The sequence below is a fragment of the Sphingobium sp. C100 genome, assembly GCF_000508185.1.
In the GTDB taxonomy this organism is placed as follows: Bacteria; Pseudomonadota; Alphaproteobacteria; order Sphingomonadales; family Sphingomonadaceae; genus Sphingobium.
The window spans coordinates 1-12,659 of sequence record NZ_AYOY01000148.1; the positions used below are offsets into that span (position 1 = coordinate 1).

A 12,659-nucleotide genomic window follows, 5' to 3' on the forward strand; every position below is an offset into this window, starting at 1 on the left:
CCATTCAGCTGGGCATTTCCGTAAGCGTCCGGCCATCGGCGTGTTGCGCGTTCGTGCCTCGTTGGCGAGGAAGCGAGCGACAGGAGTCTCCTTCTGGACTCCATAAGGAGATCAGGAGATGGGCCGGATCGAGGTCATCACCCGCACGGAGCGCCGCCGTAAATATTCCCCTGTCGAGCGGGCTGCCATCATGCGCGAGGCTGATGCCCCGGATGTCACTGTCCGGGAGGTGGCGAAGCGGCACGATATAGCCGAGAGTCTGATCTACAGCTGGCGGACGGCACGACGGTAGGCGGAGAAGATTGCCAGCGAACCGCTGGCTTTCATTTCCTACGGGTCGGTGGCGGATCAAGACCTCGTAACTGCCCAACCGGCGGCGCCACCATCGCGGCCTGTGTCTGCTTTGGCGCCGCCAACGATGACGGAGGAGTTGACCCGTCCGCATCCCGGTGCACGTCCTGCCGGGATCGATATCGACCTGCCCAGTCAGCGAACCGGCACCTGCCGAAGAACGTCCATCGATCGCCCGCGAGCCCAAGCGCCTGCCATTGCCCGATCATCTGCCGCGCGACGAGACGGTGCATGTCGCCCCTGATGCGGATGGCTGCTCCGCTTGCGGCGGCACCATGGGTAAGCTGGGCGAGGATGTGACCGAAGTGCTGGAGTATGTGCCGGGCCGTTTCCGCGTCGTGCGCCATGTCCGGCCCAAGCTGGCTTGCGGGCGCTGCGATGCGATCAGTCAACCGCATTGACGAGCTGCTCCCATGGAACTGGATCACCGAATAATATGGATCGGAAGCGGGTAAGCTACTTACCCGGTCCGGACCATCTCGTGCAGATCAAGCGTTCGATCTCTCGTCAAGTCCCGCGAGCACCGTCCCGCCAAAATTTTGGCAATTGAGCCTTTGACCGTAGAGTATGCCGCGCAGTTTACATCTCGATATTGCAGCCACAGTCTCTGCGATGCCCGCAGTTGCCTTGGCTCAATCTCGGCTCGTCTGAGAGCGGCGTGGTATTCTTCGTTCAGGCGCCGGTCCCAAACATCCGATTGAGCCGTGAAGCACTCTGCCATCGCTACCGGGCTGCCATAGCCGTAATCTTGGCAGTCTTTGTCAGCTGGGTAAATGGACGGTGTCGAAGGCGCCTGGGTTACTGCAGCGAGAAAAATCAGCAGAATCATGACATTTCCCAAGTGCAGGGCCCCCTCTGCGGCAAACCTAAACAGAGAAAGCCTACTTAGCGATGAACCCGGCGCTGCCAGCCATCAAGACCATCGGCCCACGCCGGACGCTTACCATGGGCGCGAACATAGCATTCTGCAGCTTCGGCTTGCGTTCGAGCATGACGTGGCGATCTCGCGAATCTCGGCATGGCTCCGCGGACGTTCTCGCCGGACCGTCTTGGGGTCTATGCCGATCAGCACGCACGTCCGGCGCTGCGAGACTTGATAATCCGCACCACACCGAGCGCCGCGTCCCGTCGCTGGCCCGGCGTCGTCCGACTTTTCCCAGCATGTCCTTCGGGATTGCATGTCGAGCACGCTCTCGGCCAGCAGCCGCTTGAGCTTCGGGGCCAACTGATCGGTCCGATGGCCTTCCTCCTGTTGCTGATCCCCATCGCGCTGGTGCTGTCGGGCGTTCACGGCAGCGCCGGACTGGCGTTCGTTGCCCTGCTTGTAGGTTTTTCATTCGGGTCCGAGATGGACGTGGCCATCTATCTGAGTACGCGCTATTTCGATTCGAGGATCTTCATTACGATCCTCGGAGCGATCATGGGTCTGCTGATGCTCGGAAACGGAATAGGCGCAGCGATCCCCGGCAGGATATTCGATGCGACCGGCAACTACCGGCTTTTCCTGGCCGCCGTCATCCCTCTCGTACTGATTTCATCCCTTCTGACGCGAACGCTCGGTCCTTATGCAAGGGCATCGGCGCTCTGAACAGCGATGACTGGAAGGGCAAGGCCTCCCGAACGCCCCGGCAACCTATTCACGCCGGACCCGAATGCGGAAAACCGCCGGTCAGTTGAAGCTTCCGGGATCGGCGTCTGCCGAGCAGCGCATATACCAGGACAGGAGGTCGTGGTACGATCCGAGGCAGAGCTTCTCGTACAGCCGCTTGCGATAGCAGATGACCGTTTCGCGCCCGATGCCGAGATCGAGCGCGATCCCCGCGGCGGTGATCCCCCTCAAAATGCGTGCGGCGACCTGGATCTCGCGGGGAGGGAGCTTTTCGGGCGCATCCTGCATGCGTCGTTCGATCTCGCGGACGTCGAGCAACTCTTTCGAGAATTTCGCGCGCTGCGAACAATAGTCGCGGTGCTTCATGAAGAGGGGGAGCGCTATATCGCGCACCAGTTCGAGGTTCACGCCGGTATCGTGGAAGGTGCCGGTGCGCACCGAATTGGCAATCGAAATCCCCGAAACACCCTGCTCGCCCGTGCCGCACACCATTACGCGGTCCGCGACCTGCATGGTGTCGTAATAGTTGCGCATCTCGCCACAGCGCGCTTCCCGCCGTGTGAAGTGGAACAAGGCCGGCGCCGTCGAAGGGCCGTTCATCCAGTCGGCCACCCAGGGATCGATGCTGAACAGCTTGCGCGATAGGTAGAAATCGGCTTGCCGCTCCGCTTCGCCCGAGGCGTCGAGGCTCACCGAACGGAGGACGTGCGGGCGCGAATCGAACATTTCGAAGAAATGGACGAACTCGGCCCCCGAGGCTTGCCTGAGGAAATGCAGAAGCTCGTCGGCGAACCGGGGCGTTCCGATCGCATCGACGAGGCCGCCAAGGTTGGCGCGCGCGATACGTCCATTGTCCTGGTCGCGTGCCGGGTCGGCTATCGATGTTGTCACCATGTCGTCACCTCCCTTGATCGGGCGCGGTCAAAAACGAATTTGCACGGCTTTGGTCTCTGTATAGGCCGCAATCGACTCGGCGCCAAATTCCCGCCCGATCCCTGATTGCTTGAAGCCGCCGAACGGCATGACCGGATCGGTTTCCCCATAGGTATTGATCCAGATACGGCCCGCCTTCAGGGCGCGCGCCACCTTATGCGCGCGGCCGACATCCTTCGTCCAGATCCCTGCTGCAAGGCCGTAGGTCGTATCATTCCCCTTGAAGACCGCGTCATCCTCGTCGCGGAACGCGATTATGGTGACGACCGGGCCGAAAATTTCCTCGCGCGCGATCTTCATGTCGTTGGTGACGCCGGTGAAGACGGTGGGTTCGATGAAGAAGCCGGGACGGGACAGGCGGTTTCCGCCGGTGAGCATCCTCGCCCCTTCGTCATTGCCCGCGTCGATGTAGGACATCACGCGGTCGCAGTGCGTGGCGGACGCGACGGGACCGAGGAATGTATCTGCACCGAAGGGGTCGCCGACCTTGCGTCCCGCCGATATCGAAGCGATCCGCTCCGCCACTTCGTCATAAATGTCGCGGTGCACGAAGATGCGCGTGCCGGAGGAACAAATCTGGCCGGAGTTGCGGGTAAAGCCGTTGACCGCGGCGTCGAGCGCGCGGTCGAGGTCGGCGTCGGGAAAGATGATGTTCGGCGACTTTCCGCCGAGTTCGAGCGTGACGCGCTTCAAGTTGCCGGCCGATGCCTGCAGGATCCGCTTGCCGACCGCGGTCGAACCGGTGAACGAGATCTTGTCGATACCCGAGTGGTTGGCCATGCGTTCGCCGACCGACGGGCCGAAACCCGTTACGACATTGAGCACGCCGGGCGGAAGATCGGCCTCCTGGATGAGCTCGGCGAGGCGGAGTGTCGACAGGGATGCGATCTCGGACGGCTTGACGACGATCGTGTTTCCGCAGGCGAGTGCCGGGGCGATCTTGAAGCAAGCCAGCAGCAGCGGAACATTCCATGGTGTGATGGCGCCGCATACGCCGACGGGTTCCTTCAGCGTATAGATGAAATTGGATGCGTCAGTGGGAAGCGTCGAGCCGGCAATCTTGGTCGTCCACCCCGCGTAATAGCGAAAGGTCTCGCCCGCCATTTTTGCGACGGCCGTGCTGAACCAGGCCGGCATTCCCATGTCGATGGTTTCGATCAACGCGAGTTCGTCGGCGTGGCGGTCCACCAGGTCGGCGATTTGCAAAAGGTAACGCGCGCGCTGGTGCGGAGAAATTCCCGCCCAGCTTTTGCATTCGAGCGCCTTTTGCGCGGCGGCGACGGCCGCATCGACGTCGATGTCAGCGCCCTCGGCGAGCAGTGCAAGTACAGCCTCGCTGGACGGGTCGATCGTCTCCAGCGTCTTTCCCGAAGCGGCCGATACCCACCTGCCATCGATCAGCAGCGATTTGGGCCCCGCGCCGATCCACGCGCGCGGGGCCTCGACTGCGGCGCGATCAATTTTCTGTGTTCCCGAGATTCCGGTGAACGACATGCTTTTCTCCCCCGTCCCATTGTCGCTGACTCTTCGAAAGCTGTGCTTCCCGAAAGTCTGCCAGTGCGGATGGGACCGATCGCCCGGCTATCTTTTCAGAGCTGTGAATATCGCCGCGCTGAGTTCCAGTTCAATTTGCAAATTGTGAAGCCCTGCTTCGCCTATGCCGAACCGGCCCGGCCGGGGACCGTATGGACGCCGGGGTCTGCATGCCCCCAATATTGGGGGCTTCAGGCGTTTCGCCTCCCGCCTAGCTTGGATCCAATAGCTGAACGACTCTTTGTCGGATCAGGCTGAAAGCTGGACCCTTGGGAGGGGAGAAAAGATGCGAAATATTCTATGTCTGGGCGGGCTGATCCTGTCGTGTGCCCCAGCCGTCGCCGCCGCTCAGGACAAGCCAGGCGACGAAGCGACCGGGCGCGATCCGAACGTAATCATCGTTACGGCGCAGCGCCGCGCCGAACGCCTCGTCGATGTGCCGATCTCGGTCAATTCGGTGAGCCAGGAGGATCTGGAGCTCAAGAAGATCAATTCGATCCTCGACCTGTCCAAGGCCGTGACCAGCCTCCGTTTCGAAGGGCACACGCCTGCGTTTCAGCCGACGCTGCGTGGCGTTGGCAGCCAGGTGCAGGGGGCCGGTGTCGATTCCAACGTCGCGGTCTACATCGATGGCTTCTATCTCTCAAACAATTACGGGATGGGGTTCGACCTTCCAAATGTCGAGAATGTCCAGATTTTGAAGGGTCCGCAGGGCACACTCTTCGGGCGTAACGCAACCGGCGGCGCCATCCTCGTTACCACCGCCGAACCCTCCTTCGAAGCAACAGGGCGGCTGAAGCTCAAATATACCGAATTCAACGACGTGACAGCGTCGGGTTATATCTCGGGGGCGCTCAGCAGCAATGTTGCGGCGGGGCTGAGCGTCTATTTCCGCAAGGGTGATGGCTATACCAGGAACATCGTCACCGGCGCGGACGACGATGCAGGAGTGAAGCAGTTCAGCATTCGCCCCGACATCCTGTTCACCAACCACGACAATCTTAAGCTTCGCCTGATCTACGAGCATAATTATAACTCGACCGCGCTCGGGCTCGCGGCATCTTATTCGGATGATTACAATATTTTCGGGGCTCTCGGCGTCCCCGTTGGCCGCAAGGCGAGTGAAACCGCCGAAAATGTCCTGCCGTTCAACCAGTCGAAGGGGGACGCCATCTACGCATTGGCGGAATGGAACCTCAACGATGACATGACGCTGAAGAGCAACACCGGCTACCGCCACGACCACCTCTATTTCCAGACCGAGGGTGATTTTTCGCCTTTGGATCTCCTCTGGGTGTCGGCTGTCACCGACAACAAAACCTTTTCGCAGGAGTTCGTCTTATCCGGAGAGAGCGGCCGCCTCGATTGGGTGGCGGGCGTTAACTATTATTATAACCTCGGCAAGGAACCGGATTCCGGGATCGTCCAGGGTACGGTCCGCACGACGCTGAAATCGCAGACCGTGAAGACCAATGCGATAGCCGCGTTCGCCGACGTCACGCTCGAGGCCAGCGATGGCTTGTTCCTCACCGCGGGCGGTCGGTACAGCACCGAAAAGAAGGTATCCGATACGATCCTGTTCGGCGCTCGGCAGCCCACCGAAAGCGAGCGCTGGAACAAGTTTACACCGCGCGCTGTTGTCCGGTACCAGATCGAACCCAATACGAATGTCTATGCATCGTATAGCAAGGGCTTCCGGTCGGGCGCATTCACGGGCTTCCCACCCGAAAAGGTCAATCCCGAAACGCTCGATGCCTTTGAGGCGGGCTTCAAACATGCTTCGCCGGTCTTCGACCTGAATGCTGCGGCCTTTTTCTACAATTACAAGGATGCACAGGTCTCGATCATCGACCTGAATGGTCTCGGCCGAACGTTGAACGCGGGCAACCAGCATAATTACGGCGCCGAGATCGAACTTGCCATCCGTCCGGTTCCGGAATGGTCGATCAACCTCGCCGGGGCATATCTGCGCGCCAAATACACGGATTTCCAGGGCGCCGCCGCAGCGGTGCCGGTCGATGTCCAGCTCGCCCCAGGCTTTTTCGTTCCGGGTGGGTGGGCACAGGTCTCGCGCGATGCTTCGGGAACCTATGCGCCGCGATCGCCGAAATGGACGGGCAATATCGCCTCGACTTACGATATCGATGTTGGCGCGGGGACAATCCAGCTCGCCGGCAATGTGAGCCTGACGAGCCATTTTTTCCACTTTACCAATGAGGGTTTTCGCGAGCCCGGCTACGCCAAGGTCGATCTCAACGTCTCCTACACAACAGAGGACAAGCATTGGCGCGGCGAACTGTTCGTCACCAATCTCACGAACCACCACAGCGCCGCCGAACGGATCGGGGGCCCGTTCGGGACGCTAGCGCTCTATACCCCGCCGCGCGTGTTCGGCGGCTCGATCAGCTACAACTTCTGAACCGGCGACAGGCCGAGATCGTCTGCCCCCCAATAGTGAGGAGAGAATTATCATGAGCACCGAACAGCTGATGCAGCGTTTCGCCGCGGCACTGGAAACCGATATCTCGATCCTCAAAGAGCTCTGCTCCGAGAACTGCAAGCTGTGGCACAGCAATGACAATGTCTGGATGGAACAGCGTCCGGCCCTCGAAGCTTTCATGGTCGCACAGCAGGCCGGAATGATCCCGAAGTTCGACGAGGTCCGGACAATGGCAACCGCGAACGGCTTTCTCGCGCAGACGTCGCTTACCATGCCGAAGATCGGCAAGATCCACGCTTTGCAGCTGATGACGGTCAAGGACGGCAGGATCAGTTCGATCGAGGAATATATCGGGCCCGAAATGGATCTGGCTGCCAGGCTGGCAGAAGCTTGACTCGGTTCCGTCCGCGGCCGCGCCAACACATGGATGATTAACGATGACTATTGCCAAATCTGCACGCCGGATGCCGTTCGTCGCCGCCGTTGCCATCGCAGCGATGGCTGTAACGGGCTGCGGCAAGACCGAACGGGCCGCGCCGGCGGCATCGGCTGCCGACCTCGACAGGGCGGGTGAAGAGACGCTCGCCGTAATGAATCGGCATGCCGAGATGATGAAGACGCGCGATGTCGAGAAAATCGTTGCGGACTATTCGGACGATACGATCGTGATCGCGACGCTGTTCCCGAAGCCGATCGTCGGCAAGGACGCGCTGAGGAAGGCCGTCGCCGACGTTCTCAAGATTCCCCCCGTGGCAGACGCCGCGCAACCGACATTCGCCCGCAAGGAAGCCATCGGCGAACTGGGCTATCAAATCTTCGAAGCCGAAGGGCTCACCGGAACCGAAACCTATGTCGTCCGGAACGGGAAGATCGTCTTCGAGACCGCGAACATCACGCTGAAGGCCGCGACAAAGAAATAGGTCGGCGCCGCTCGCTGCTGGAGGAATTCCATGATGAAATTGAACGGGTACGCGATCGTGGCAGCCATTGCTGTGGCCATCTCGATGACCGGCGGGGCCGCGGCCGAAGAGGCGCCGGTCGCCGGATCGTCAGACCTCGACAGGTCGGGCAGGGAAACCATGGCGGTGATCGACCGCCATATCGCCGCCATGCCGACCAAGGATGTCGAGACGATCGTCTCCGATTATTCCGACGATACGATCGTGATCGTCACGCTGTTTCCCCAGCCGATCGTCGGCAAGGATGCGTTGCGAAAGGCCGTGGGGGATGTTGTCAAAATGTCGGCCGATCCGAATGCTCCGAAGGAGCTGAAATTCCTCCGCAAGGAGGCGATCGGCGAATATGGCTATCTCGTGGTCGACGCGGGCGCGGCAATCGTGACCGAGACCTATGTGGTACGCGGCGGCAAGGTCGTGTTCGAATCTGCTACCTTCGTTCCCAAGGTGCAGCCCGCAGAATAGCTCGCGGGCGGCGCCTGTCGGGAGGATATCCGACTTCCGGCGCTCTCCGGCTCATCCCCGCCGATAGGTGTGCCGCACAAAACTCCGGTACGCATCGATGAATCCGGCCTCATGATCCTGCCCGGGGATCATCTCGCTGCTGATTCGAAGGCCCGGCAAAGGATCGGCCATCGCCTGGTCGAGAAATCGCAGCGCGCCCATCGCGAGCTTCCGGTAGGCGCGCACCGGGCCCTCCATTTCATGAATGTTGATCGACAGGTGAAGATGCGCGGGGTGCGCTTCGGCCCCGGCCGCCAGCATCGTCTCGTACAACCCGAATACCACGCTGTCGTCGACCATGATTCCGGGGCTGCCGGCACCATATTTTACAAAGAAGCGGTTCCCGCACGACAGGGCGTAGAGGGCGAGCAGCCCGCCGAATGAATAGCCGAAAAAGCCAACATCCCATGCGTCTGCGCGAAATCGGGCTGCGACTTGGGGATGGAGCTCTTCCTCGATGAATTTCAGGAGCCTGTCCCCATGCCCGTCGGCGTAGGAATCGAAAAATATGTCGAGCGCAGTTTCGGGAGCCAGCCCCTCGTCGATCCCCAAATGGTCCCGCATATAGGGGATCATCTCCGGCGCCACGCGTTCGCCGGGCGGCACGAGATCGCGATTGCGCGTTGACAGCATCCGCCGGGCTCCGTCCTCGGGGTAGCCGATATTCACCTGGATGAAGGGCCGGCAGGGTATCGCCGCCTCCGGCAGAAACATCGAAAAGGCCACGCCGCCGGTCATCGGAGCGGCGATATTGCCGTCGGTCACGTACAGGACCGGGAGAGGATCGTCCGTGAGGTCATAGGTTGCCGGTAGCGATATGGATATCGCGAACCGGTCGCCGACATGGTCGGAATCGATCTCGAGATAGGTGCACCGGTCCAAGGGGTTGAACATGCTTTGCGTCGCATTTGCCGCCACGTGACTCACTCCTTCGGCACAAAAAAGAGCGCCGGACTTTCGGAGGAAAGTCCGGCGCAGCCATTAACCCCAAGGAAATGTTTTGGTTGGCGGGAAGGGCGCGCTCAGCCGAAGCTGGGCTCGCCTTCGAGGATCACGGTCTTGGCCTCAAGGAAGGGATGAAGCCCTTCGATGCCGCCTTCGCGACCGATTCCGGACTGCTTGAAGCCGCCGAATGCGATTGTGAAATCGCTGCGGAACCAGTTATGGCCGATGGTGCCCGACTGGATTTGGCGCGCAACCTGCCATGCGCGCGTCGGGTCGTTGGTGAACACCGATGCGTTGAGGCCGTAAACCGAATCATTGGCGATCTCGACGGCCTGGGCATCATTGTCCGCGGGAATGATGCTGACGACGGGCCCGAAAATTTCCTCGCGGGCGATCGTCATATTGTTGTCGACATTCGCAAACACCGTCGGTTCGACGAAATAGCCGCGGTTGAGATGGGCGGGCCGGCCGCCGCCAGCCGCGACCGTTGCGCCTTCTTCCCGGCCCTTCGCGATATAGCCTTCGACCCGGTCGCGCTGGCGCGACATGGCGAGTGGCCCCATCCCGGTCGCGGCGTCCATGGGGTCGCCGACGGAAATCTGCTTGAACGCCGCCGCCATCGCCTCGGTGAATTCGTCATGGCGATGCTTCGAAACGATCAGGCGGGTGAGCGACGAGCAGGCCTGGCCGCTGACCAGCGGTGCATAGGCCGCAATGCGGTTCGCCGCTTCCTGAACGTCGAAATCGTCGAGGATGACCGCCGCTGACTTGCCCCCGAGTTCGAGCGTGCATCGCGCGATGCGCTCACCGCAGATCGAGGCTATCTTCTTGCCGGCCGCCGTCGAGCCGGTGAAGGTGATCTTGTCGACCCGCGGGTCGCGCACGAGCAGTTCGGATACTTCGCGATCGGCGGTCACGACGTTGAGTACGCCCGCCGGAAGGCCGATCGCCTTCGCCACCTCGGCATAGAGAAGAAGGCCTGCGGGAGATTCCGGCGAAGCCTTAAGGATCACCGTGCAGCCCGAGATGAGCGCAGGAGCGATTTTCCATGCTGCGAGCGGTGCCGCGAAATTCCAGGGTACAATCGCGCCCACCACGCCTACCGGCTCACGGACGAGGAAACTGGCCACGGCGCCGGGCGAATGGAGCGCCTCGTGGCGTTCGACCCACTGGAAAGTCTCGCCAAGGCCGGCATAATATTCGAATGTTCCCGGTACGCCGGCGAGGAAGGCGTCGGCCACGCCCCGAGTAACCCCGATCTCGGAAATCCAGAGGTTGCTGACGTCGCCGATACGGCGCTGGAGCTCCTGGGCGAAAGCGCGCAAATAGGCGGCGCGCTCGGCATGCGAAATGCGCGGCCAAGGCCCCTTGTCGAACGCATGACGGGCGGCAGCGACGGCCCGCGACATATCCTCGGCCTGCGCTTCGGCAACCTTCAGGAAGAGCTCCTCGGTTGCGGGATTGATGACGTCGATGAAGGAACCGCTCGAGGGCGCGACCCATTCGCCACCGATGAAAAACTGGTCAGGCAGTTCAAGAATGCAGGAAGCGGGGGTGTCAGGCATCATCTTCTCCATTGAATTACGATTTTCGAAAGACCTGCCGGTGCAGGCCCGTGCCGTCGGTTGCGGATTCCGTGGGTGAATTCGGCACGGCGACGGGTATCCTTCCGTTCCGGCGAATATTTACGCGCCTTCTCATACGGTCGCTGCCCCCACTTATGGGGGCAGTCTGATTGGTGGGCGCCGTCGATTTCGCTTCGGTGCAAAGGCGTGTATTGATGACGAACGGCCCGTTCAGGGCACTGAGGGAGCGGGCGGCGGCATTCAAATCGCCGGTTATGATATGGGCAAATTCAATCAGACGCATTTGATCAGGCGGATCGACCTGTTCACGCTACGACTCTTCCTGTCGGTGGTCGAAGAGGGGCAGATCGGTCGCGCGGCGGCGCGCGAAAACATCGCTCCGTCTACGGCCACCAAACGAATCCAGGACCTTGAGGAGATCGCGGGTATCGAGCTGCTCGATCGAAGCGCCAAGGGCGTCGTTCCCAGCGCGGCAGGTGCGGTGATGCTCCGATACGCGCGCGATATTGTCGACAGCATCGAAGGTTTGCGCGCGGAAATCGCCGCGTTCAACGATGGACGCGAGGGCAAGGTCACCATTGCTTCGGCGCGCTCGATCATCGACCCGTTCCTGACCAGCGAGCTAAGCGGGTTTGCGCGCGACTTTCCGTTGGTCGAACTCGACGTCCACGAGGTAGAAAATAGCGAGATCGTCGAGATGGTCGCGCGCGGTGACGCCGACATCGGCGTTTTTGCCAAGGAGCCGAGGCTCGGCATTGAGGGCCTGCGCACGATCCCTTTTCGCGAGGACCGGCTGGTTGCCATCGTGCCCCGCTCGCATCGCTTCGCGGACTGCGCGCGCGTGAGCTTCAGCGAACTCATGTCGGAGAACATCATTGCGCTGAAAGCGCTGATGGCGGCGTTCGTCACCGCCGCCAAGCGTTCGGGCGTCCGTTTCGATCCTCGGTTCAGCGTGAAGAGTCCGGGCCTCGCGGTGAATCTCGTTCGCGACGGTTTCGGAGTCGCGATCCTGCCCGAAGGCCTTCTCACCCGCGAGAATCTGGAGAATGTTGCCAGCATCGAACTCGACGAGATGTGGGCGCGGCGGATCATCCATGTTGCGACGGCGCGCAATCGACCGCTCAATCCGGTCGCCGAGCAATTTCTCGGGCGGTTGACGGCGGACGTCTGACGGCCGCGCTCGGCGCGCTTTGCTGCTCCTTCGAAATCGCCAAACCCGAGGTTCGAAAATCGCCAATTGCCGCTCGTGGCAGTGGAGATGACGATGTGGCGGCGAGAGCGCGATATGCGCGCCGCGATGGGAGGGAAGCCGTGCCACGGTACAAGCTGATCGTCATGACCAACGCGGTCGAGGGGCGGGCCGACGAGTTCAACGACTGGTATACGAATGTCCATCTGGCCGACTTCCTGAAATTGCCGGGTGTCGTGGGGGCTCAACGGTTCGCGCGCAGTGAGGCGCAGCGGTCCGACGGTCCGTTTCCATGGGATTACCTGGCGATCTATGACTGCGACACCGACGACATCGAGGGCGTAATTGCCGAACTCAGGGCGAAGGCGGGGACGCCCGAAATGCCGATAAGCGACGCGCTTGTCCCGGAGCGCTTCGTCTGTTTCTTCGAGGAAATGACCGATCGGCTCACGGTTTCGGACAAGAGCTGAGATGGTGGGATCGGAGGGGTAGGGGGACGAGACATCCTCGGTACGTCCGGCGATCTCCAACCCGACCGGATCCTATTATACCAGCCGGCGTGGTGACCGAGCTCGACGCGGAAGGGCAGTCAGCCGTCGCGTCCGACATGACG

Annotated in this window: 13 protein-coding genes and 2 pseudogenes; 9 read left to right on the forward strand and 6 right to left on the reverse strand. The window is 61.2% G+C overall.

Annotated features, from left to right (window positions below; genetic code table 11):
• The first annotated feature begins 118 nt into the window (after positions 1-118).
• Entirely contained in the window at positions 119-292 is a 174-nt protein-coding gene (locus C100_RS49150; RefSeq protein ID WP_235219083.1) for a transposase, read from the forward strand.
• 247 nt (positions 293-539) lie between these two features.
• Positions 540-743, forward strand: a pseudogene (locus tag C100_RS47905) (IS66 family transposase zinc-finger binding domain-containing protein); the annotation flags it as partial.
• A gap of 68 nt (positions 744-811) precedes the next feature.
• Here the strand turns inward: C100_RS47905 and C100_RS49545 are convergent.
• Positions 812-1,180, reverse strand: coding sequence for a lysozyme inhibitor LprI family protein (locus tag C100_RS49545; protein ID WP_084625391.1), 369 nt, complete (start codon positions 1,178-1,180; stop codon positions 812-814).
• Positions 1,181-1,354: 174 nt separating this feature from the next.
• Positions 1,355-1,567, reverse strand: a pseudogene (locus tag C100_RS49155) (IS3 family transposase); the annotation flags it as partial.
• A 21-nt stretch (positions 1,568-1,588) separates the two neighbouring features.
• On the opposite strand from C100_RS49155, the gene C100_RS49160 reads away from it, so the two are divergent.
• Positions 1,589-1,939, forward strand: coding sequence for a hypothetical protein (locus C100_RS49160; RefSeq protein WP_031309547.1), 351 nt, complete (start codon positions 1,589-1,591; stop codon positions 1,937-1,939).
• Between the two features lie 81 nt (positions 1,940-2,020).
• On the opposite strand, the gene C100_RS36910 is transcribed toward C100_RS49160, so the two are convergent.
• Together C100_RS36910 and C100_RS36915 are read right to left on the reverse strand one after the other, a co-directional pair.
• The gene (locus tag C100_RS36910; protein WP_024020110.1) at positions 2,021-2,854 is read right to left on the reverse strand and encodes a helix-turn-helix transcriptional regulator; all 834 of its coding nucleotides are present in this window, start codon (positions 2,852-2,854) and stop codon (positions 2,021-2,023) included.
• Between the two features lie 27 nt (positions 2,855-2,881).
• A complete protein-coding gene (locus tag C100_RS36915; protein ID WP_024020111.1) occupies positions 2,882-4,387 on the reverse strand; it encodes an aldehyde dehydrogenase family protein in 1,506 nt (501 codons plus the stop codon).
• 325 nt (positions 4,388-4,712) lie between these two features.
• Between C100_RS36915 and C100_RS36920 the strand changes: the two genes are divergently transcribed.
• The 4 genes from C100_RS36920 to C100_RS36935 are packed head-to-tail and all read left to right on the forward strand — an operon-like array spanning position 4,713 to position 8,287.
• Positions 4,713-6,845 carry a TonB-dependent receptor gene (locus C100_RS36920; protein WP_024020112.1) on the forward strand — a complete coding sequence of 711 codons (2,133 nt, stop codon included), beginning with the start codon at positions 4,713-4,715 and terminating at the stop codon, positions 6,843-6,845.
• Between the two features lie 52 nt (positions 6,846-6,897).
• Entirely contained in the window at positions 6,898-7,260 is a 363-nt protein-coding gene (locus C100_RS36925) for a nuclear transport factor 2 family protein (RefSeq protein ID WP_024020113.1), read from the forward strand.
• Positions 7,261-7,303: 43 nt separating this feature from the next.
• On the forward strand, positions 7,304-7,786 hold the full coding sequence (locus C100_RS36930) for a nuclear transport factor 2 family protein (protein ID WP_152536467.1): 483 nt from the start codon (positions 7,304-7,306) through the stop codon (positions 7,784-7,786).
• A 30-nt stretch (positions 7,787-7,816) separates the two neighbouring features.
• On the forward strand, positions 7,817-8,287 hold the full coding sequence (locus C100_RS36935; protein WP_024020115.1) for a hypothetical protein: 471 nt from the start codon (positions 7,817-7,819) through the stop codon (positions 8,285-8,287).
• A gap of 51 nt (positions 8,288-8,338) precedes the next feature.
• Here the strand turns inward: C100_RS36935 and C100_RS36940 are convergent, their stop codons facing one another.
• Positions 8,339-9,244: an alpha/beta hydrolase gene (locus C100_RS36940; RefSeq protein ID WP_024020116.1), complete on the reverse strand. Its 906-nt coding sequence runs from the start codon at positions 9,242-9,244 to the stop codon at positions 8,339-8,341.
• A gap of 104 nt (positions 9,245-9,348) precedes the next feature.
• Entirely contained in the window at positions 9,349-10,839 is a 1,491-nt protein-coding gene (locus C100_RS36945; protein ID WP_031309551.1) for an aldehyde dehydrogenase, read from the reverse strand.
• A gap of 301 nt (positions 10,840-11,140) precedes the next feature.
• Here C100_RS36945 and C100_RS36950 point away from each other — a divergent pair, with 301 nt between their 5' ends.
• Positions 11,141-12,028, forward strand: a complete 888-nt coding sequence (locus C100_RS36950) for a LysR family transcriptional regulator (RefSeq protein WP_235219084.1) — start codon at positions 11,141-11,143, stop codon at positions 12,026-12,028.
• Positions 12,029-12,168: 140 nt separating this feature from the next.
• Complete coding sequence (locus C100_RS47545) at positions 12,169-12,516, forward strand: DUF4286 family protein (RefSeq protein ID WP_024020119.1); 348 nt, start codon at positions 12,169-12,171, stop codon at positions 12,514-12,516.
• Positions 12,517-12,659: the final 143 nt, after the last annotated feature.